A 21,457-nucleotide genomic window follows, 5' to 3' on the forward strand; every position below is an offset into this window, starting at 1 on the left:
GGCGCCGGGGCGGCGGGGCCGGGGCGGCGGTACCGCCCGGACGGCGGTCCCCGCCCCGGCGCCGGTGGTCATTCCGCGGTGCGCACCTGCTCCTCGAACTGGAGCCAGCTCTCCGCGTACTGGCGGGCCAGGTCCGCGGTCGTTCTGATGCAGTGCTGCGGAACGGCGGCCATGAGTTCCGGCCACTCCTTCATCACGATGGCGTTGTGATGGAGCAGCCGCAGCAGTTCACGGCCGGTCTGCTTCTGGCGGAGGGAGGGGTCGCGGAGGAGTTTCTCCAGGGCGCGGCCCGGGTCGGGCACCACCGGGGCCGCCCGGCGCGGATTCCGCGGTGCGTTCTCCACCACGGCCGGCCGGACCGCGGCCGGGTCCGGCGGACCGGGCCGCGCCGGAACCGTCTCCACGGGGTCCGGACGGGCGGGGAGACCCTCCCCGGCCGCGGCGGGACCGCCGGCCGGCGGCTCGCCCACCGCCAGCCGCCGCTTGACATCGCTCACCGTGGCGGGGGAGATGCCCGCCAGCCTGGCCACCTCCCGCAGTGACGCCTGCGGCCGGGCGGCCAGTACCTGGGCCGCCCGCAGCCGCCCCGCGGCGCTGTTCAGCGGGCGGGCCCGGCCGTCGATGCCGACCCGGGCGGGCGTGTGCGGTGTGGACAGGACCAGACGGCGCCGGAGGGCCGCGACCGTCTTGGCGCCCAGACCGGTGGCCCGGGCGATCGCGCGGTCCGAGATATGGGTGTGGGAGACCACGATGCGCTCGGCCGCGGCCCGGCGGTCCGCGAGGGAGAGCGGCAGACCATGGGCCATATTGGCCTGGACGGCACAGAGGAACGCGTCCTCCGGACTGCCGTCGAAGAAGACGGCGTCGATACGGTCCGCACCGCGCAGGATCGTGGCGAAAACTCGATGCACTCCGTCAATTACCTGCATGGTGCGTCGGTTGACAACTATGGGCGGCAGTGGACTATCCGTTTCTGCCAGCCGGATGATATGTTCCTGATCCTGCCCCTCGACTCGCGGAGATTCACCGAGGATCAGTGCCGAGATCAGGACGGCGACGACCTCCTGCTCGGGTTTGAAATGATGTAACCGTCCCCATTCCGTTGTACTGATGTTTGCCTGTCGCACGGTAGGGGCGGACGTCGTGGCGGCATCGGGCAACGGCAAAGTGATCACCTCGCGTGCGGGCTTCGGCCAATTCGCGGGGGTTGCCCCCAATGTCACACGCCGGATCGGTGGTGTCCAGTGCCCGCGGCGCCGACGGGTAGTGACCGAATCGGCGGCGCGGTGGTAATCCGGCAGGGCAGGGGCAAGTGTCCCGGAGAGAGATCTGAAAGAGATCCGACAGGGGCTGGCTGAGGTATGACTGGGCGTCGGTGAATGCCTCGGTAAGGCTCCGGGCGCGGCGACCGGGGGTAACCGGCACATGCCGTCGGCAGAATTTCCGTTCCGGTGAACGGGGTGGGGGAGTCACCGGAACGGGCGGGGGTGCGCTCGGCGCCCCCGGGAATGCGGTGATCGCGCCGTCGGCCGGCGCGGACCGGGGAATCAGCTCGCCGGGGCCGCCCGGCTCTCGTGGCCGCCGCCGAGCCTCGGCGCGGGGAGCACCCGCTCGTCCAGGGCCCGGGCGATCTCCCGCCACGTGTCCGCGTTCTGCCGCGCCAGGGCGATGACCAGGGCGTCACAGTGCGGTGGAACGGCATCGGCGAGTTCGAACCACTTGTGCACCCCGATGACGTTGAACTGGAGCAGGCGCAGCAGGCGCCGTCCGCGTTCGGCGGTGCGGACGGACGGGTCGTGGAGCAGCGGCTCCAGCAGGGAAGTGGGCCGTTCCCGGGACTCCCCGGGGCCGCCGTCGCGCGGAGCCGGGAGGGGCCGCTCCGCGGGCTCCCGGACGGCCTCCGCCGGCCGGGGGGTCTCTCCGGTGACACTGTCGCCGACCAGCAGCCGTCTGCGGACGTCACCCGCGGTGGCGGGTGAGATCCCGGCCAGCTTCGCGACCTCCCGGAGGGATGCCTCCGGGTTCCGGGCGAGTACCTCCGCCGCGCGCTGCCGGCCCGCCGCCCGGTCCACCGGCCGGATCTTCCCGTCCTTGCCGACCCGGGCGTTCAACTGTGCGGCGGAGGCGGTTGAACGGCGGATTCCCGCCACGCTCTTGGCCCCGAGCCCCGACACCCGCGCGATCATCCGGTCGGACATCTGCGGATGGGAGGCGATCAGCCTGGCCGCCGCCGCCCGGCGGTCGGCCTGGGAGAGCGGCAGCCCGTGCCGGGTGTTCGACTCGACGGCGAGCAGGAAGGCGTCCTCCCGCGAAATGTCGACGAGGACGGCGCGGATCGTCTTCCGTCCGCGGAGGATGGCCGCCAGGACGCGGTGGACGCCGTCGACGACCTGCATGCTCCGCCGGTTCACCACGATCGGCGGCAGCGGGGCTTCGCTCTCGGCGAGCTGCTCGGTGTACTGCGTGTCCTGACCGGTGAGCCGGGGGGAATCCCCGAACTGCAGCAGGGACAGCGGCAACTCCACGGAACGGCCGGACGGATCTCCCGTTCCGCCGGCTGTTCCGGCCGGTCCGTCGGCCGGACCGGCGGGTGCTCTGTCTGATTCGGAATCTAACGTGTTCACACCATCCCCCTTTGGTGTAGTGGGCTCTGAAGTGCGGCACTTGGGATTCAGCACAAAAAATAACCCACCGCGACGGGGCGTATGGGTGGTCGAACGCTTCGAGCGAGGGAATATTGAGCGAGTGTAAACAGAAAGATTGCTGTGCCGGCGGAGAAGCGATGAACAGTGCAACAAATCTGACGGTGCGTCGGTTGTTCGGGTACCCGGACTTCCCGGAGCGTTTGACCGGTTTGCGCCAACGTCTCCGGGGTTCGATGCTAGTCGGGGTTGTTGCGATGTCAACCGGGTAGTTGTTGGCTCGCGTGTTCTTTCCTTCTTCTTGGTGGGACGGGTGGGGCGCGATGTGTCGTGTCACGGCGGCGCGCCGCTTTTACCGGAGCTTCCTTCCGGTCGTCGTCGCCCTGCCGTCGGGGCGTGTATCGCGGTTGTCGGCGGCTCCGGACTGCGCTCTGTGCAGGGTGATCGCATCCTGAAGTTGCCTGAGGCTTTCAGTTTCGGGACGGTCAAAGTCTACGAACCCCCGCTGTTTCCGGAGGGTTTCCCCCTACTGCGTGCGGGCGATGAGAGGTACGGAAAAGTGCGGTATCACCGTGCAGACTTTGCCCGCTGCGGAAGATCGCGGCAGATATTGAGTATTCCTGAGTATGTTCGAAACATCTGTTCAATAGCGACCAAGGGGACGGATGCGGCCACGCGCGGCGCGCCCGCGGCCGGCCGGACCGGCGCCGCCGCGCCGAGCAGGCGGAACGTCCTGTTCCGGGAGGGTGCGGCCGGGGCACCCCGACGTCCCCCGCGGATGCCCGGCCCGGCTGCGAAGGACCGCCCGGGCACCGGGATGCCCCGCGCGCCGCCGGGACCGCCCTTCGCATACGCGCCGTGGATATCCGGCTTCGCCCGGCCGCCGTCGCGGGAAATGCTCCGCAGCGAATGGCGCAAGGGAATAGCCGTGATTGTTCAACTGCGTGGAGCGGCAGTTGAACACCCCGGCATCCGGCCTTGTTCTCCTGAAGCGGCGGGCGTCATAGTGCGGGGGCGAGTCCCCGCGGATCCGCTCCGGCGGCCGTCCGGTGCCGGAGGATCCCGAATCTCCGGGGCCGTTCCTTTCCGGGAGGTCGAGGGCCTACATGGCGGATGAACTGATGTTCTTCCGGGCGGAGACGCCGTTCGCACCGGGCCGGGAAAGCCTCTCCACCCTGCCCCATAACCCGGAAACGGAAGCGGGTGCAATGAATCCGGGATTCACGACGGCACGAACGATCACGGAGTGCGCCCGCCTCCCCGCACCGGCCACCGCGGCCGGCCGGAGCGCCGGGCCGCGCACCGGTTCCGCAGGCGGTCCGGACCTTCCGCGGTGGTCCGCGCCGGACGGGATCGAACCGCCCGTCGCCCTCGAACCGCCGGCTGCCCTCGAACCGCCGACCGCCTTCGAACCGGCCGGGCGGCTCGACGAACTCCACCACCCCCCGGCGGCGCTCACCGGACTCCGCGGTGCCGCCGAACCCGGCGACGCCCGGAGCGAACGGCCCGCCCTGCTGCTGCGCGCCCCCGCCCGCCCGGCCCCGCACCGCCGTCCCGAAGCAGGCGGACGCATCAGGTACTTCGGACACGCCTGCCTGGTGCTCCAGACACCCCGGGGCGCGGTGGTGACCGACCCGTTCATCAGCGCCGACGGCGACGGGAGCAACCGCTGGACCCATGCGGACCTGCCCGATTTCATCGACCTGGTGCTCGTCACCCACGGCCACCACCACCGCATCGTGCTGGAGACCCTGCTCAGGCTGCGCGGCCGTATCGGGACCGTCGTGGTACCCCGCTCCTCCCGCGGCGACCCCGGCGGCCCGGGCACCGGACCGTTCCTCGGCCGGCTCGGGTTTCCCGTGGTGGAGGCCGGTGACCACGGCGAGTTCCGGTTCCCCGGCGGCCGCGTGGTGACCGTGCCCGTACCGGACCCGTCGGGCGAACCGGCGGCCGGCGGCCGCTCGGCGTACTGGGTGGAGTTCGCCGGCCGCTCGGTGTTCATCGGCACCGACGCGCGGGGCACCGACCCCGAGCCGTACCGGCGCGTCCGCCGCCGTCTGGGCCCCGTCGACTACGCCTTCCTCGCCATGGACCCCGGCGGCGTCCCGCTGACGGCCCGGCTCTGCGAGGCGCTGATGGTGAGGCTCGGCCTGGCCGGGCCGGACCCCGGGACGGAACCGGGACCCGGTGCCGAACAGGCCGCCGTCATCACCGCGGAACTGGGCGCCGGGGCGGCGTACGTCCACACCTGCGGCGAGGAGCCGTGGCCGGCCCCCGGCCCGGCCGTGCCACCCTACGGCGACCCCCGGGAGGTCCAGCAGATCCCCCGCTTCATGAGGTGGTGCGCGGACCACGGAATCACCGCAGGACACCTTCTGCGCCAGGACGAATGGCGCTGGTAGCGCACCCCGTCCCTCCTCATCCGCCCGCCCGGGAGGCACCCGCATGGCCGTGCACGACGTCGCGTACGCCGAGCTGTACACCAGCAACAAGAAGTCCGTCGTCGACCACTTCGTCTCGGTGCTCGGATTCACCCGGGAGGCCGAGGCCGTGGGTGTCGACCGCAGCAGCGCGCTCCTCCGCCAGGGCACCGCCCGGCTGATCGTCACCACCGGCCCGGCCACCTGGAAATTCCTCGGCGCGCATGGCGACGGCATCGCCGATATCGCCTTCACCTGCGACGACGTCACCCGCACCCTGCGGTCGGCGATGGCTGCGGGAGCCACCGTGACCGGCTCGGCCCAGGGCCGCCCCGCGGTCCTCGGCTGCGGCAGCCTCATCCACACCCTGCTGTCCCGCCGCGACGGCCCGGGCGGGCCGCCACCCGGACGCAACTGGGTCCCCGTACCGGACTTGCCCGGCCCCGGCCCCGCCGCCAGGATCCGGCACACCGACCACATCGGCCTCTGTCTGGAAGCCGCCACCACCGACCGGTACACCCGCCTCTACCAGGACGCCCTCGGGCTCGTCCGGGACCCGGCCGGACGCCCGGCCCCCGGCGGACACACCGGGGAGTCCGCCGTCCTGCGCAGCCACTCGGGCCGGGCCGTCCTTGCCCTCGCCGCCCCCGGCCGGGAACCCGGCCAGCTCGACGCCTTCCTGGAGCGCAACGGCGGCCCCGGCGTACGGTGCCTGTCGTTCCTCGTCGACTCCGTCGTGCCGGCGGTCCACGAGACCCGGGGCCGCGGCGCCGACTTCCTGTCCGTACCCGACGACTACTACGAACGGCTCGCCCGGCGCGTCCCCGCGGTCCGCGCCGACCTCACCCGGCTCCGGTCCGCCCGGGTGCTCGCCGACCACGACCTGAGCGGCACCCTGCTCCAGGCCTTCGCCCGCTTCCCGTACGGGCGCGGCACCCTCTTCCACGGGCTGGTCGAACGCCGCGGCTCCCGGGGCCCCGGTCCCGTGCACCAAGGGGCGCTGTACGAAGCGGTCGAGCACGACAGGCTGGCCGCCGAATGAGCGCCGGCGAGGCCCCGGCCCCCGCGGTCCGCCCGGGCCCCGCGCCCCGGCCCCCCGTGGTCCTGCCCGCACTGGCCAGGGAGGAACTCCACGCCGCCCTCTCCGACCCGGTGCTGGACACGATGAACTTCCTCAACGAGATCACGCACCGCTACCCCGACGCGGTCTCCTTCGCCCCCGGCCGCCCCTACGACGGCTTCTTCGACCCCGAGCAGATCTTCGTCCATATCCGCCGCTATATGGACCACCTCGCCGCCACGGGCCACTCGCCCGCCCGGATCCGGGACGCCCTCTTCCAGTACGGGCCCACCGGCGGGCAGATCCGCGAACTCGTCGCCGCGTCCCTGCGGGTGGACGAGAACACCGAAGTGCCCCCCGAAGCCGTGGTGATCACCGTGGGCTGCCAGGAAGCGATGTTCCTCGCCCTGCGGGCCCTGATCGCCGGCCCCGACGACGCCCTGCTGGTCTCCAGCCCCTGCTACGTCGGCATCACGGGCGCCGCGCGCCTGCTCGGCGTCGAACCCACCGCCGTCGGCGAGGGCCCCGGCGGATTCGACCGCGCCGCCCTGGAGACCGCGATCCGCGCCGAACGCGCCCGCGGCCGCCGCCCCCGGGCCTTCTATGTCATCCCCGACCACTCCAATCCTTCGGGCACCACCATGCCGCTCGCGGACCGGTACGCCCTGCTGAAGCTCGCCGCCCGCGAGGACTTCCTGATCCTGGAGGACAGCCCCTACCGGCTGGTGAGTCCCGGACCGCGGCTGCCGACCCTGAAATCCCTGGACGGCGAACGGCGCGTCGTCCAGCTGGGCTCCTTCGCCAAATCCCTCTTTCCCGGCGCCCGCGTCGGCTACGCGGTCGCCGACCAGCTGGTCACCGACCGCGCGGGCCGTACCGGACTCCTCGCCGACGAACTGGTCCGGATCAAAAGCATGGTGACGGTCAACACCTCCTCGCTCAGCCAGGCCGTCGTCGGCGGGATGCTCCTCGCCGGGGACGGCGGTGCCGCCGGACACAACACCGACACCGCACGCCACTACGGCGAGGCGATGAGGACGACGCTCCGGCAGCTCGACGCCCGGCTCCCCGAACCCGAACGAAGCGCCCTGGGCATCCGCTGGAACCGCCCGGAAGGCGGCTTCTTCCTCGCCGTCACCGTGCCCTTCCGGGCCGACAACGCGGCACTGGCCCGCTCCGCCGAGGAGTTCGGCGTCATCTGGACACCGATGTCCTACTTCTATCCGCAGGGGGGCGGAGAACACGTACTCCGGCTCTCCGTCAGCTATCTGACCCCCGCCGGCATCGAGGAGGGAACCGACCGCCTGGTGCGGTTCCTCCGGATGGCGGCGGCCCGGCACTGAAAGGACGAGACGAATGTGCACCGTGGTGCGCCGTCCGCGCAGCAGGCCCCGGATGTGGGGGTGGACCTACCGATGACCACGACCATCGCGCCCGCCGGCTACGGCCCCGAGACCGCAGCCCCCGAGCACGACCCGAAGCACCATGCCCGCCCGGGCCGCATCATCGGCGTCGGCACCGCCGTCACCGAAAACTCCTACGACCAGCGCACCCTGCTCGACCTCTTCCGTATCACCGACCCCCGGGTCCGTTCCGTTTTCCTCAACAGCGCCATCGAACGGCGCCACCTCACCCTGCCGCCCCGCGGCGCCGACGGCGCCTTCCTGCCGGAACCCCAGGGCGAACTCCTCGCCAAACACCGGCGGCTCGCCCTCGACATGGGCGCCCGCGCCGTACGCGCCTGCCTGGCGGACGCCGGACTCGACCTCGCCGACGTCGACTACCTGTGCTGCGTGACCACCACCGGATTCCTCACCCCCGGCCTCAGCGCCCTGCTCATCAAGGACATGGGCATCGGCGCCCACTGCGGCCGGGTGGACGTGGTCGGCATGGGCTGCAACGCGGGACTCAACGCCCTCAACGCCACGACGGCCTGGGCCACGGCCCACCCCGGACAGGTCGCCGTGATGCTCTGCGCCGAAGCGTGCTCGGCCGCGTACGTCATGGACTCGACCCTGCGCACCGCCGTCGTCAACAGCCTCTTCGGCGACGGAGCCGCGGCCGTCGCGGTCATGGCCGACCCGCCCGACGCCGCCGGACCCGCCCCCGGCGAGGTCCCGGAACACGGCACCTCCTCCGCCGGACCGCGGATCCTGAGCTTCGCGAGCCACCTCATCACCGACGCCGTCGACGCCATGCGCTACGACTGGGACGACGACCAGCACAAGTTCAGCTTCTATCTCGACCCGGAGATCCCGTACGTGGTCGGGGCGCACGCGGAGCGCGTCGTCGACCGGCTCCTCGGCGGTGCCGGTCTGCGCCGCGCCGACATCGCCCACTGGCTGGTGCACTCCGGCGGCAAGAAGGTCGTCGACGCCGTCCGGATCAACCTCGGCCTCACCCGGCACGACCTGCGCCACACCACCGGTGTGCTGCGGGAGTACGGAAACCTGTCCAGCGGATCCTTCCTGTTCTCCTACGAGCGACTGCTCGCGGAGGGCCGTGTCAGAGCGGGAGACCTCGGAGTGCTGATGACCATGGGGCCGGGCTCCACCATCGAGACGGCGCTGGTCCGATGGTGAGGGCGGGGGAGGAGCGAAGACTGCGGATCGACGGCCGGCGCCCGCCGTCGGCGGACACCGTGGCCGCGATCGGCACGGTCTGCGACGGCGCCGAGGACTCCGGCGGACACGGCCATGTCGTCATCGAGGTCTCCGGCACCCCGGAAGCGGGCTGGACCGGCGGACTCACCGTCGGCCTGGTCAACAAGTGGGAGCGCGCCCTGCGCCGGCTGGAACGGCTCCCCGCCACCACGATCGCCGTCGCCGACGGCGACTGCGGAGGCCCCGCCCTGGAGGCACTCCTCGTCGCCGACATCCGGATCGCCACCCCGTCGGCCCGCCTGGTGCCGTCGGTGACCGGCGGCGCGACCTGGCCCGGCATGGTGCTGCACCGGCTGGTTCAGCAGACCTCCGGCACCGCCGCCGTCCGCCGGGCCGTCCTCCACGGCACCCCGCTGGACGCCGCCCGGGCCCGGGCCCTGTACCTCCTCGACGAGATCACGGACGATCCGGCGGAAGCCGTCGCCCGGGCCGCCGGACGCACCGACGCCTTCTCCGGTCCCGAACTCGCCATCCGGCGACAGCTGCTGCTCGACGCCCGTACGGTCCCCTTCGAAGAGGCCCTCGGCTCCCATCTGGCCGCCTGCGACCGCGTACTGCGGCAGTCCGGCCGTGAGGCGACGGCATGACCGGCGGCACCACGGCCCCCGTACGGCCGGTGGAACCGGCCGCGATGCGGGCCCCTCTGCCGCGCGCCCGGGCGGCCCTCGCCCGGGCCGCGCGGCAGCGCCCGGCCCCGACCGCGGACGAGCTGCGGACCCTGCGCGCGGCCTTCCTGGACACGCACACCGACGCCGTCTACGCCGAACTCACCACCGGCCGCGGCCACGGCCGGGCCCCGCGCCTCGCCGAACTGGCCGCGGCCGCCGGGGACGCCTTCCCGGGACTCGTCCCCAGCACGGCCCGGCTGGCCGCGGACCGGAACCTGCCCCAGGCCCGCAAAGCCGGCCACGAGATCGACCTGGGCCTCTTCTTCGGCCGGATCCTGAGCTCGCCGGTCTCCGGCCCCCGGCTGATGGACACGCTGCTGCGCCCCACCGCACGCGCCCTCGACCTGCTGCCCGGCTTCACCGCCACCGGCACGGCAGACCTGGGCTCGGTACGGCTGGAGCGCCGCGAGGGCGTCGCCCGGCTCACGATGTGCCGCGACGACTGTCTCAACGCGGAGGACGAACGCCAGGTCGACGATATGGAGACCGCGGTCGACCTGGCCCTCCTGGACCCCGGGGTGGAGCTCTGCCTGCTCCGCGGCGGAGAGATGACCCATCCGCGCTACCGCGGCAAACGGGTCTTCAGCTCCGGTATCAACCTCAAGAGCCTGCACGCCGGGGAGATCTCCCTCGCCGGCTTCCTGCTCCGCCGCGAACTCGGCTATCTGCACAAGATCCGGCGGGGAGTGCGCGTCGACGACGGGACCTCCTGGTACCGGCCGGACCTCGCCAAACCGTGGGTCGCGGCCGTCGACACCTTCGCCATCGGCGGCGGTATGCAGATCCTGCTGGTCGTGGACCATGTCCTGGCCGCCTCGGACGCGTACCTCAGCCTGCCCGCCGCCCGGGAGGGCATCGTCCCCGGAGCCGCCAACTTCCGGCTCACCCGGTACACCGGCCCCCGGCTGGCCCGCCGGATCGTCCTGGAAGGACACCGGATCCACGCCACGGACCCGGAGGCCGCCCTGCTCGTCGACGAGGTCCACCCCCCGGAGCGGCTCGACGCCGCCGTCGAACACTGCCTCCGCCGGCTGCGGGGCCCCGCGGTCGCCGCCAACCGGCGGATGCTGGACGCCGGTGAAGAGGATCCCGAGGCGTTCCGCGGCTATATGGCCCGGTTCGCACTGGAACAGGCCCTCCGGCTGCACAGCCCCGATGTGATCGAGAAGGTCGGCCGCTTCTCCGCGGGAGCCACGGCACCGCCCGGCCCGGCGGGATAGCCCCCGGCACCCGGGTGCCGGGCGGGCGGCGGCCCATGAGCCGCCGCCCGCCCCTCCCGGACCCCCGGGGCAGCGGCCGCTCAGCGGCCCGCGCCGTCCTTCTCCGCGACTTCTGCGACCTCCGCGACGGCCACGGGCGACGGTTCCCGCCCCAGCCCCCGGATCGCGGGTACACAGAGCATGGCCACGATGCACACCACACCCATCACGGAGGAGAACAACAGCACCCGGTCCGCCCCGAATCCGTCCGCCGCCGGACCCGACAGCGCCCGGCCCAGCGGAATGACCATGATGGACCCGGCGACGTCGTAGGCGTAAACCCGGCTCAGCACCGCCAGCGGGACATGGGACTGCACACTGGTCGCCCACATCACGCCCCAGAAGGCGAAGCCGCACCCGGCGAGCACCCCGGTGACCGCCGTCGCGGTGAAGTTCCAGCCCAGCGCGGGCGCCAGCGGATTGAGCGAGAAGCAGAACATCGCACAGGCCCCGGCGACCAGCGGTCTGCGGGGCCGGACCCGCATCCCGAGCAGCCCGCCGACGATGGTGCCCGCGCCGTCGGCCGACGCGATCCAGCCGTATCCGCTGGAACCGTGCTGCTCGGTGATCAGCGCCGCCCCCAGCGGAATCGCCGGGCCGAAGACCAGCAGCCCGTAGACCGCCCAGATCGCGATCACCCCCCACAGCCAGGAGCGGGAGCGGAACTCGTACCAGCCGGTGCGCAGCCGGTGCAGCAGCGGATCGTCGCCCTCGTCCCGTACGGTCCGCAGCCTGCGCAGCGGCGCCAGACCGAGCGCGCTGAGGGCGTACGCCGCCGCGATCACCAGATAGGAACCGGCCACGTCCCAGTAGGCCACCAGCAGACCGGCGAGCCCCGGGCCGATCAGCGCGCTCATCGCCTCCGAGATCCGCAGCAGCGCGTTGGCCCGCTGGATGTCCTCGGCGACCTGCGGCACCATGCTCGCCAGACCCGGCTGGAACATGGCGGTCGCCGCGCCGCTGACCGCCATCAGCAGCATGATCTGCCAGAGCCGTACGTCGGTGGCGACCAGCAGCCCCGCGAGCACGAGCATCGCCAGCATCCGCACCGCGTCGGCGCCGATCATCATCACCTGCGGGCTGAACCGGTCGGCGAGCACTCCGCCGAACAGCACCAGCAGCGCGATCGGCGCCATCCACGCGGCCAGGGCGTACCCCACCCCGCCCGCGCCGTAGCCCGCGCCCAGGACGGCGGTGGTCAGCGAGACCATCAGCATGCCGTCGGCCAGCAGCGAGGCGCTGCGGGCGGTGAAGAACAGCCGGAAGTTCACCGAGCGCCACGGGCTGGGCAGCGGCTGCGGCTTCTCCCGGAGAGGTGTGTCGTCAACGGTCATGTCGTATCGGCCGGTTCCGGCCGTCCCCTTCCACGAGAATCCGCCGCCGGTGCAGTGCGCCGCCGTCACCGTCCGGCGGCGGGCCGCCGACGAGGACGTACCGGTGGGGGGCCAGCAGCCCGGGGTGTCCGGGCAGGCTCTCCAGCAGCGCGGTATGGACCCGGTCCGGTTCCGGCGGGTCGGTCCCGGCGGCGATGTACGCCGTCAGGACGGTGTCGGCGCCCGCCGGAGTGTCCGGACCGGGGTCCTCCGCCCGGACCTGCACGGGAACCCCGCCGAGGGCTCGGCTCAGGGCATCGGCCACGGCGGACGGCGACACCCAGCAGTGGTCCGCCTTCCGCCAGTCGCCGCCCCGCTCCACCGGCCGGACACCCGTCACCGCGGTGAGCGACGACAGCGGTACGTCGTCCCCGGCGGCCGCCTCCAGCAACCGCACCAGACCGGTCAGGAAGAGCTCCGCCGCGTCCCCGGGGAAGAGCGCGGGATCGGCCCACAACGCCAGCCGCAGCACCGGGTCGGTCTCGTACACGAAGGTCAGGGCACGGGTCGGCAGTGTCTGGTCCTCGCCCCTGACCAGCTCGGGGTCCGCTTCCGGCGGCGCCGCGCCGGTTGCCGCCGGGAGGACGGACGGCAGTGTCGAGACATCGTTGAAGACCACGTCCCGCGCGAAGTGGCTGCCGCGTTCGGAGGTGACCCGTCCGATCATCTCCCAGAGGGCGAGCGCGTCGAACCTGCTGTGCCGGTAGGCGTTGAGCGCGGCGCCCCAGGCCCGGCGCAGCAGCACGTCGAACGACGGCTGCCGGACGTCGAGGCAGAGCAGCGAGTCCTGGGAGAGCGTGTTCACCGAGCGGGCCAGCTGCGGTACGAACCGGTTGGACGTCGGGACGGCCACCACACAGGAGTCCTGCCCGGTGCGGTGGGCGATCAGGGTGCACCAGGCGGTCAGCAGGACGGTCGACGGCATGGCGCCGGTCCGCCGCGCCGCCTCGGCCAGGGCCACGGCCCCCCGCCGCGAACGGAGGGTGAGCTGCGGGGTGCGGATGTCGGTCCCGGTCGCGCCGGGCTCCGCGAACATGGCCTGCGGCGCGGTCCGGACGATCCGCTCCCAGTACCGCAGGGACGCCTCCGACCTGCGCACCCCCGCCGGGGTGGCCTCCTCGTCGGCGAGGTCGAGGGGGGTGAGGGTGGCCAGGGGCGGCAGGGAACCCCCGGCCAGCAGTGCCAGCCACTCCTCCCGCAGCACGGCGAGGGCGCTGCCGTCGGTGACGGCGTGACTCGCCGCCAGCGCGACGAACAGCGGTTCACCCGCCCGGGCCACCAGGGAGATCCGGAGCGGGAAGTCCCGGTCGAGCCGGAAGCGGCCGTGGCGGGCCCGCCGTGCCAGGGACTCGGCGTAGCGCGCGGGGTCGCCGGGCAGGGCCTCGTGGTCGAGGACGGTCACCGTGAACGACCCTTCGGCCGCCACCCGCTGCTCGCGGGGCGGGCCGCCGGGGTCCCCGGCGAAGGTGGTGCGCAGTCCCTCGTGCCGCACCACCAGGGCGCGCAGCGCCTCGACCGCCGGTCCGGCCGCGGTCCCCGGGGGTACCGGCCAGACGTCATGGATATTGATGTGGGCCGGGTCGTCCCGCAGGATGCAGCGGATCATATTGGCCTGCCCCATGGTGACGGGGCCCCGGCGCCGTACTCCGCCCGAGTAGTGGACGGTGACGGTCCGTACGGTCGCCGGACGGACGGCCTCCTGTTCGCTCACCGTCATCGGACCGGCTCACCCCCGCGCCGGTGCGCGGTTGTGGACGATGGGTTCATCTGCATGCCTTTCACGCGCTCCGCGCGGCTTCTCGGGAAACGGTCGGGTCACCGGCTCGGAACCCCTCGTTCCGGCAGGCGCGGGTCAGGGGCTCCCAGGCGTCGGTGAGCAGGGCGAAGTCCGCCATGTCGGCGCGGGCCTCGGCCAGCAGCCCGTCGCGGCGGGCGGCGAGGGCGTCCGCGGCCGCCGCGTAGCGGCCGCCCAGCCGGTGGTACGAGCGTTCGAGTACGTCGAGGACCCCGGGCAGTCCGAGCCGTTCGGCGTCCGCCTGCCCGTCCGGGCCGGTGCTCGCCCTCACGCACGCGGCCACCTCCGCCGCCCGCAGGCGCCCGTCGGTGTCGAGCAGCCGTACGTCCGGCGAGGCCCAGCGGGTGTACACGTCGCCGAGGTACCGGGCCGCCAGCAGGAACTTCGCGAACCGGGTCTGGTAGGCGAGGAAACCGGCCCCGGAACGGCGCTCGTCCGTATGGTGGTTGACGATGTGCCGGTTGTGCAGGACCCCGGGCAGCCCGGCGTCGTGGACGAGGTGGATCAGGAAGTAGTCGGTGCCGATGGTGTCGGTGGCGGGCGGCAGCGGCACCCGGCCGTAGACCTCGCGGTCGAGCCCGATGTTGCACATGTCGACCCGGGTGGGGGCGACCCTGGTGAGCGTGGTGAGGTCACCGGTGAAGGGGCGGTTCCCGGCGCCGCGGAACGCCTCGTCGATGAGGTTGTCCCGCCAGATCCGCGGATAGCCCGTGGGCAGGGACAGCCCGACGACATCCCGGTAGACGGCGGGGTCGAGCCGGCGGATCTCCGCGACGTCCACCGACATCTCCCCGGTGAACGAGCCCCCGGCCAGCGCCACCGGGCGGCCCCGGAGCGCGGGGTCGAGCCTGCTTCTGGTCACCAGTCGCGCGGCCTCGGCCGCCGGACGGCCCAGGGCGGCCAGTTCGTGCGCGAAGGGGAAGACGGGCTCCCCGCCGTGGGTCTGATAGCTGCTGTCGGAGTCCCGGCGGTGCACCGAGGCGCAGCCCAGGGCCTCCGCGAACAGGAAGGCGCGATTGGTGCAGGCGCCGTACGAGAGCCGGGACGGCAGCAGCAGCCCGAGGATCCGCTCCGGGTTTGCGACCCCCGACCGGGCGACGGCCCTGCGCAGGAAGGACCGCTGCCGCTCCTCGTCGAGATGATGGACGACGACTCCGGGTACCGGGGGCAGGGCGGCGATCGCGGTTCGGTGCGCGGCGCGCTCCGTCTCCCCGGAGGAGTCCAGGACCAGCAGATGGACCTCGGCGCCGAACCGGCGGGCACCGTAGGCGGCTTCCCCGGCGGTGGCCGCGACGGCCGCGGCACAGGCCCGGTTGGTGGGCAGGGTCAGACAGACGCGGCGCACGACGGCTCCCCGCTCTGCCCGCCGGCCGTCACGGTCGGGTCCGTGTCGTGCCAGGAGCCGAGTCCCAGCAGCCTGCTGCCGAGTTCGGTGAGGGTCGCGGTGGGATAGCGCCTGGATTCGTGGAGCACCGGGTCGCCGACCAGGGTGCGGTTCCAGCGCGGGGTGCGCAGATGCCGCCAGGAGTCCACCCGGGACTGCCGCAGCCTGCCGTGCTCTTCGAGCGCGGGCATCATCGAGAGGTACTGGACGGCGCGCACCTCGTTCCGGGAGGTGTTGCGCGCGACCCCGTGCGCAAGCAGGCCGTTCCAGATCAGCAGGTCGCCGGGGTGCAGTTCGGGCCGTACGACGGGGAGTTCGGCACGGTCGACGGCGGGGCGCAGCGGGTCCCGGTCCGCGGGCTGGCGGACCTTCCACTCGTCGAACCGCCGGAACAGCCCGGGGCAGCACTGGAAACCGCCGGTCTCGGGCCGGGTGTCGTTGAGGGCGATGATCCCCTGGACCCGCTGCGGCGGTACGCCGAGGGTGGTGTCGATGTCCCAGTGGAGTTCGATGTCGAAGCCGCGGTCCGTCGGGTCGATCAGGGCGCGGTCGCGGTTGCCGGTATTGGGCGGGTTGAGGTTGAGCCGGTCGAGGGTGACCCACAGCTCCTCGCAGTCCCAGACGTCCACGAAGGCGTCGTACACCCGCCGGGACTGACGGCTGTCCCAGAGCAGCTGGTGGTGGTACGCCTCGACGAAGCCGTAGACGTGGAGCTGCCGGTCCAGCTGGGAGCGGAACGGCCGGTCCGCGTACCAGTCCTCGGGCCGGTCCGGGTCGAGCCCCTGGAACTCCCAGGTGAAGTCCAGCAGTTCCCGGGCCGACGCGGCCGGGATCGCCTCCCGGACGACGACGTAGCCGTACGTCTGCCAGTGGGCGAAGTCCTCTTCGGAGAGCACCCGGAGCGGCCGGGTCTTCTCCAGCTCGCGTAACGTCCGCTGGGCGAGATACGACTCGCCGTCCGCGCTGAAGTACGGAGTGTCCGAGGCCGCCCGGTGGAGCCGGGGGCGGCGGCGGGCGGGTGCGGTGGATGCCATCATGCGGTTCCTCCACGTCGGTGATCAGGGGAAACGGCGCGGCGGTGCGCGGGTCCCCGGGTTCGGGTTGCGGACGGCCGGGGTGTCCGCCGGCGGGGAGGGCATGCGTCCGCGGCCCCGGCCGGTGGGATTCCGGCCCTCGGCGGACGGTTCTCCGGCGGTGCGGGGCCGCGCCGCCCGGCGGCGTTCCGGCGCCGCGCTGCCCAGCAGAATTGGTCCAGACCACTATGGTTGTCAAGGGTCCTTGCCAATTTTTGGAACCGTGCCGCCGCCGCCGGAATCTCCGGCCGGCCACCTCGGCCGGTTCGGCCACTTTGGTCTAGACAACTTGGATCGGCTGGCCTAGGGTCCCGTCCCAGCGCCGCGGCTCCGGCCCGCTCCGACGGGCGTCCGGCCGGGTTCCACCGCCGCGTCGCGGTCAACGGCGAACACGCTCGTGGTGCGTTGGCACCGTCGCGGCCCGCCGCCGCTGCCCGGCCGGGTCCGGCGGCCCCCGAACGTTTCGCCCATGCGAGAGGGAACGATTTTCCATGAGTACAGCCGGCATCACCGCGTTACCCGGCGGCGGTCTGCAGAACCCCGGCGCGGGCCTGCTCGCCCTCGACCCGGTCCACACCGCCCTGCTGCACGGCCTCGACGGGCTGCTCACCGGCCTCGCGAGACAGCTCGCCGCCCCCGAAGTGGTCGGACCCCCACTGCTTTCGGCCGCGGGCCTCGCCCGTCTCGACTACTTCCGCAACTTCCCCCACCTCGGCGTCTCCGCCGGGCGCTTCGCCCCGGACGCCTTCGACGGCCTGGCGGCCGGTGAGCCGCCCGGGGAACTGCCGCTGGTGCCGACCGGCCAGATGCTGCCGTCCGCCACCTGCTACGGACTGCTGCTCTCCCTGGACGGGACGGACGTCGGCGACGGGGGCCTGCGCCTCTCGGCGACCGGCCGCTGCTTCCGCAACGAGAACCACTACGACGGTCTGCGCCGCCTCCGGGGCTTCCATATGCGCGAGGTCCTCTACCTCGGCACCAAGGACGGCGCGGTCGACCACCTCGAACGCGGCAGCGCGTTCATCGCCGGGACCGCGGCCCGGCTCGGACTGGAGCTCACCCGGGCCACGGCCGACGACCCCTTCTACGACAAGGGCGGCTCCCGCGCCAGACTGATGGCGCTCGACCCGGTCAAGCACGAGTTCAGCGCCCCCGACGGGACGGCCATCGCCTCCGTCAACCGGCACCGCAACTTCTTCGGCGAGCGCCTCGGCATCCGCGCGGGCTCGCACGGACCCGCGTACAGCGCCTGTGTGGCCTTCGGCGTCGAACGCTGGATCCACGCGATGATCCTGGCCCACGGCACTGCCGGACTCGCCCTGGACCGGCTGCACGCCGCCACCGCCTGAGAGCGCCCCGAGACCCCGACGCCCCGACGGCATACGGCGTACGGCGCCCCGGCCCCGTACGGCCGCCCCGCCGTCCCCCGCACCATCCCCACCGGCTCCGGAACGGCGCCGCCACCGCCCCCGGAACACCCAAGGAGCAGACAGCCCATGGAACGCGTCACCGCCTGGATCCACGAGAAGAACCCCGGCCTCGACGGCCCCGTCGACCGGGACGAGGACCTCATCGAGGCCCGGCTCATCGACTCCATGGACTTCGTGGAGTTCGTCGAACTGCTGGAGGAGATCTCCGGCCGGAACATCGACCTCCAGGAAGTCACCATCGACGACTTCCGCACCCTCGGCCGGGTCGAGCAGCGCTTCCTGACCGCGCCCGAAGCGGCCACCGCGGCCGCCTCCGGATGAGAGCCCGCCCGTGACCGGCGGCCCGGACCGCACCCCCGGCGCCGACCGGCCAGCGGTGGCCGCGGTCGCCACCACCGCGGAGGTCCTCGCCCACCCCGAGCTGCACGAGGAACTCCTCGAACCCTGGGAGCGGCGCAGGCTCGCCCGCATCAGACTGCCCGCCCGCCGCGACGACGTCCTGGCGGCACGGCTACTGCTCCGGCTCTGCACGGCCCGGTACACCGGCTGGTCACCGCGGCAGGCGGCCCCGGCACAGTTCTGCGCCGACTGCGGCCGGTCCGGCCACGGCCGCCCCTATCTGCCCGGCCGGCCCGGGATCGGGGTGAGCCTCAGCCATACCGACGGGCTCGTCGCGGCGGCCGCCGGGCCCGGTGCCGTCGGCATCGACGTGGAACCCGTCGCCCGCCGTCCCGGGCCGGTCGCGATGCTGCGAAGGCTGCTGCCCCCGGCCGAACTGTGCGCCGCCGTCGCCGGACCGGACCCCGGGCCCGAGCTGCTCAGACTCTGGGTACGCAGGGAAGCGCTGCTGAAAGCCGGCCGGGAAGGGCTGCGGCTGCTGGAGTGGACGGACCACGACCGGGGCGCGGTGGTGAGCGTGGCCAGCAGCACACCCGCGATGACCTTCTCCGCCGCGGCACCGTCCTGGGTGACCTCCGCCCGGTGAACCGCCGTTCCCGGCCGCACCGCGGCGGGGGCCGGAACCCCCGGGCCCGCGGTGCCGGTCCCGGCCCGGGAAGCACCGGTACGCTCCACCGCCGCGCGGGGCGGCCGGCCCGGGGCCGTACCGGCGTCGCGCACGGGACGGTCCCGCCGGGCCGCGCACCGGCGGCCCCGGCGGGACGACCGCCGCGCGGGCACGCCGTTCCCGCCGGGGCACGCTCCCCGGCGGCTGCCGCGTCACGACCGCCGGCCGCGGCGCTTTCCGCCGCGCCGTACCCCCGGCCGCTCCGGTGTCACGAACCCCGACCGGGTTGTTTCCCGCCGCGCGGCACCCCCGGCCGCTCCGTTGTCACGACCGCTGCCAGCGGTCGATCTCCCGCACCCGGGCCAGCGCCGCCGCCCGCCGCGAGCCGTCCAGTACCGAGGCCAGCGTCTGCCAGACCATCAGATCGTCCTCGCCCCAGGGGCTGTAGGCCCAGTCGCCGAGCAGTCCGGGATCGGCCCTGGCGACCAGGGCCGCCCGCACCTGGTCGGCGAGCCGCCGCCGCAGCCGTACCACCGCCGGTGCCTGGGAACCCGGCAGCAGCGGGCCGGTGTACGCGGCGACCGCGCCGGTCAGCGACCCCGAGGCCAGCCACCGCGCCACGGCGGCGAAATCGGCGTCGACCCGCGCCGCGAAGCGGTAGGGCCGGGAGCGCAGCAGCTCGCTGCCGAGCAGCCCGCGCAGCCGGGACAGCTCGGCCCGCAGGGTCACCGGCGTCACCGACTCGTCCTCGTACAGCTCCGTCAGCAGCTCCTCACCGCCGATGCCGTCGGGACGGCAGGCCAGCAGTACCGCGATCTCGCTGTGCCGCCGGGTCAGCCGCAGCGTCCGCCCGTCCACGACCAGCCGCGCCTCGTCCTGCCCCAGTGCCGACAGCCGGACCCGTCCGGCGGACGGCGGGGCCAGCAGCGCCAGCTGGTGCTCGGCGGCCCTGGCCACCGCCGAGACGAACGCCAGACTGTGCGGATGCGCCAGCCGGTCGCCGCCCGTGATGTCGATCGCGCCCAGCACCCGCCCGGTGGCCGGATCGCGCACCGGCGCCGCGGCACAGGTCCACGGATGGACCGGCCGGCAGTAGTGCTCCGCCGCGAACACCTGCACCGGCCGGCCGACCGTCAGCGCGGTGCCCGGTGCGTTCGTCCCGGCGGCCGACTCCGCCCAGCGGGCACCCGGTACGAAGTTCATGGCCCGGGCCCGGCGCCGGGTGGCGGGCGGCCCCTCCACCCAGAGCAGCTTCCCGGCCGCGTCGCACACGGCCACCAGATGGTCCCCGTCCCAGGCATAGGCCCCGGTCAACTCCCGTACCAGCGGCATCACCCGGGCCAGCGGATGGCTCTCGCGGTAGGCCACCAGCTCGTCGTCCGCCAGCTCCACCCCCACCGTGGTGTCCGGCCCCACCCGGGCCCGGGCGGAGCGCCGCCACGAGTCCGCGACCACCGGCCGCACTCTCCGCTCGACCCGGCCCGCCGTCAGATACGCGTCGTGCGCCCGGCGCAGTTCCGCGATCCGCGCCGCGGGATCCGCGCCCGGTCGCAGGGCCACCCATACATCGCTCAACTCGGCCTCCCGGTGGACCATCGTGGCCGAGGCGGCCGGGCGCGACAAGAAGCCCCGGGACCCGGGCCCCGGGGCCGGTGGGACCGGGCGGAACCGGGGGGTCAGGCGAGGTTGACGAGACGGAGGTAACGCACCCAGTCCCAGTACGGGCCGGGGTCGGTGTGCGTGGCGCCGGGCACCTGGTGGTGACCGATGATGTGCGCCCGGTCCTTGGGGATGCCGTACCGGTCGCAGACCGCCGCGGTCAGCGCCGCCGACCGCTCGTACAGCGCGTGGGTGAAGTACGCGGGACGGTCCACCCAGCCCTCGTGCTCGATGCCGATGCTGCGGGTGTTGTACGACCAGTTGCCCGCGTGCCAGCCGATGTCCCGCTCCCGGAGGCACTGCGCCAGCCTGCCGTCCGCCGAGCCGACGACATAGTGCGCCGACACCTTCCGGGCCGGGTCCTGGAAGATCCGGACGGTGTCCTCGAAGGTCTCCTGGGCCACATGGATCACCACCCGGTCGATCGCGTAGGCCGCGGGGCGGCTGGACGCCGTGTAGTTCGCGGCGGCGGCGGGCCGCCATACCGCACCGGGCTGGTCGACGGCGGCCGCGGCGGAGGCCGCCCGGGCGGCTCCGGCGGGCAGCAGAAGTCCGGCGGCGGACAGCGCGGCGGCCGAGCGGAGGAGTTCACGACGGTCCATCAGCTCTCCTGTGGGCGGAAGCGGGTGGCCTCCTGCGGCGCACGGCCGGGGCCCCCACGAGGATCTCGCGCCAGGGGCCGTTCCGCGCGGATCTCGCCACCTTCGGGTGTCGTCCGTCACGAACTCGGCCGAACGGCCCGCTCACCCGGCGGGCCGATGAGCGCACCGGTCCTGGTCCCGGGCCGGTCCGGCGGGAGGCACGGAGCCGGTCCCGGCCGGTCCGGCCCGAGCGGATCCACGGTACGTCCGGCCGGGCGGCGGCGGAAGACGGACGACGGGCCTTGTCCGGACAGTTCCCCGCGGCGCGCTACGGGTGCGACGCCCGGGGCCTGCGTGGTCCCGGCCGGGCCGGTGCGGCGGCGCACCGACGAGGAGACCGGGCTCCTGTCCGCCGTCGCACGGGCGTACGTCCGGGGAGCGCAC

At 73.5% G+C, this 21,457-nt stretch carries 17 protein-coding genes; 9 read left to right on the forward strand and 8 right to left on the reverse strand.

Annotation, left to right across the window (positions count from 1 at the left end):
* Positions 1-68: 68 nt before the first annotated feature.
* Entirely contained in the window at positions 69-929 is an 861-nt protein-coding gene (locus tag ACWDR0_RS30255; protein ID WP_456354994.1) for a transcriptional regulator, read from the reverse strand.
* A 618-nt stretch (positions 930-1,547) separates the two neighbouring features.
* Positions 1,548-2,525 carry a ParB/RepB/Spo0J family partition protein gene (locus ACWDR0_RS30260; RefSeq protein ID WP_456354995.1) on the reverse strand — a complete coding sequence of 326 codons (978 nt, stop codon included), beginning with the start codon at positions 2,523-2,525 and terminating at the stop codon, positions 1,548-1,550.
* A 1,325-nt stretch (positions 2,526-3,850) separates the two neighbouring features.
* Here ACWDR0_RS30260 and ACWDR0_RS30265 point away from each other — a divergent pair.
* The 6 genes from ACWDR0_RS30265 (at position 3,851) to dpgC (ending at position 10,673) form a co-directional block, all read left to right on the forward strand.
* Complete coding sequence (locus ACWDR0_RS30265; RefSeq protein ID WP_456354996.1) at positions 3,851-5,044, forward strand: MBL fold metallo-hydrolase; 1,194 nt, start codon at positions 3,851-3,853, stop codon at positions 5,042-5,044.
* A 43-nt stretch (positions 5,045-5,087) separates the two neighbouring features.
* Positions 5,088-6,104 (forward strand): 4-hydroxyphenylpyruvate dioxygenase, encoded by a 1,017-nt coding sequence (locus ACWDR0_RS30270; protein WP_456354997.1) that lies wholly within the window; start codon positions 5,088-5,090, stop codon positions 6,102-6,104.
* On the forward strand, positions 6,101-7,465 hold the full coding sequence (locus tag ACWDR0_RS30275; protein WP_456354998.1) for an aminotransferase-like domain-containing protein: 1,365 nt from the start codon (positions 6,101-6,103) through the stop codon (positions 7,463-7,465). Before ACWDR0_RS30270 ends, ACWDR0_RS30275 begins: the two co-directional genes overlap by 4 nt.
* 72 nt (positions 7,466-7,537) lie before the next feature.
* Positions 7,538-8,704 carry a 3,5-dihydroxyphenylacetyl-CoA synthase DpgA gene (gene dpgA, locus ACWDR0_RS30280; protein ID WP_456354999.1) on the forward strand — a complete coding sequence of 389 codons (1,167 nt, stop codon included), beginning with the start codon at positions 7,538-7,540 and terminating at the stop codon, positions 8,702-8,704.
* Positions 8,698-9,372, forward strand: a complete 675-nt coding sequence (gene dpgB / locus ACWDR0_RS30285; protein WP_456355000.1) for an enoyl-CoA-hydratase DpgB — start codon at positions 8,698-8,700, stop codon at positions 9,370-9,372. The genes dpgA and dpgB overlap by 7 nt, the downstream gene beginning before the upstream one ends.
* Positions 9,369-10,673: a (3,5-dihydroxyphenyl)acetyl-CoA 1,2-dioxygenase DpgC gene (gene dpgC, locus ACWDR0_RS30290; RefSeq protein WP_456355001.1), complete on the forward strand. Its 1,305-nt coding sequence runs from the start codon at positions 9,369-9,371 to the stop codon at positions 10,671-10,673. The genes dpgB and dpgC overlap by 4 nt, the downstream gene beginning before the upstream one ends.
* Positions 10,674-10,753: 80 nt before the next feature.
* Here dpgC and ACWDR0_RS30295 read toward each other — a convergent pair whose 3' ends face one another.
* The 4 genes from ACWDR0_RS30295 to ACWDR0_RS30310 all read right to left on the reverse strand — a co-directional run bounded on the left by ACWDR0_RS30295 (position 10,754) and on the right by ACWDR0_RS30310 (position 16,301).
* Positions 10,754-12,046, reverse strand: coding sequence for an MFS transporter (locus tag ACWDR0_RS30295; protein WP_456355002.1), 1,293 nt, complete (start codon positions 12,044-12,046; stop codon positions 10,754-10,756).
* Positions 12,036-13,802: a condensation domain-containing protein gene (locus tag ACWDR0_RS30300; protein ID WP_456355003.1), complete on the reverse strand. Its 1,767-nt coding sequence runs from the start codon at positions 13,800-13,802 to the stop codon at positions 12,036-12,038. The genes ACWDR0_RS30295 and ACWDR0_RS30300 overlap by 11 nt, the downstream gene beginning before the upstream one ends.
* 61 nt (positions 13,803-13,863) lie before the next feature.
* The gene (locus ACWDR0_RS30305; protein WP_456355004.1) at positions 13,864-15,225 is read right to left on the reverse strand and encodes a DUF6271 family protein; all 1,362 of its coding nucleotides are present in this window, start codon (positions 15,223-15,225) and stop codon (positions 13,864-13,866) included.
* Positions 15,207-16,301: a phytanoyl-CoA dioxygenase family protein gene (locus ACWDR0_RS30310; RefSeq protein ID WP_456355005.1), complete on the reverse strand. Its 1,095-nt coding sequence runs from the start codon at positions 16,299-16,301 to the stop codon at positions 15,207-15,209. The genes ACWDR0_RS30305 and ACWDR0_RS30310 overlap by 19 nt, the downstream gene beginning before the upstream one ends.
* 527 nt (positions 16,302-16,828) lie before the next feature.
* On the opposite strand from ACWDR0_RS30310, the gene ACWDR0_RS30315 reads away from it, so the two are divergent.
* From ACWDR0_RS30315 to ACWDR0_RS30325, 3 genes are all read left to right on the forward strand, one after another.
* A complete protein-coding gene (locus tag ACWDR0_RS30315; RefSeq protein WP_456355006.1) occupies positions 16,829-17,686 on the forward strand; it encodes an aminoacyl--tRNA ligase-related protein in 858 nt (285 codons plus the stop codon).
* Between the two features lie 147 nt (positions 17,687-17,833).
* Positions 17,834-18,088: an acyl carrier protein gene (locus ACWDR0_RS30320; protein ID WP_456355007.1), complete on the forward strand. Its 255-nt coding sequence runs from the start codon at positions 17,834-17,836 to the stop codon at positions 18,086-18,088.
* Between the two features lie 10 nt (positions 18,089-18,098).
* On the forward strand, positions 18,099-18,752 hold the full coding sequence (locus ACWDR0_RS30325) for a 4'-phosphopantetheinyl transferase family protein (RefSeq protein WP_456355008.1): 654 nt from the start codon (positions 18,099-18,101) through the stop codon (positions 18,750-18,752).
* A gap of 345 nt (positions 18,753-19,097) precedes the next feature.
* Here the strand turns inward: ACWDR0_RS30325 and ACWDR0_RS30330 are convergent, their stop codons facing one another.
* On the reverse strand, positions 19,098-20,348 hold the full coding sequence (locus ACWDR0_RS30330) for a GAF domain-containing protein (RefSeq protein ID WP_456355009.1): 1,251 nt from the start codon (positions 20,346-20,348) through the stop codon (positions 19,098-19,100).
* 101 nt (positions 20,349-20,449) lie between these two features.
* Complete coding sequence (locus ACWDR0_RS30335) at positions 20,450-21,034, reverse strand: N-acetylmuramoyl-L-alanine amidase (protein ID WP_456355010.1); 585 nt, start codon at positions 21,032-21,034, stop codon at positions 20,450-20,452.
* Between the last annotated feature and the right edge of the window lie 423 nt (positions 21,035-21,457).

The sequence above is a fragment of the Streptomyces sp. NPDC003691 genome, from assembly GCF_053981115.1.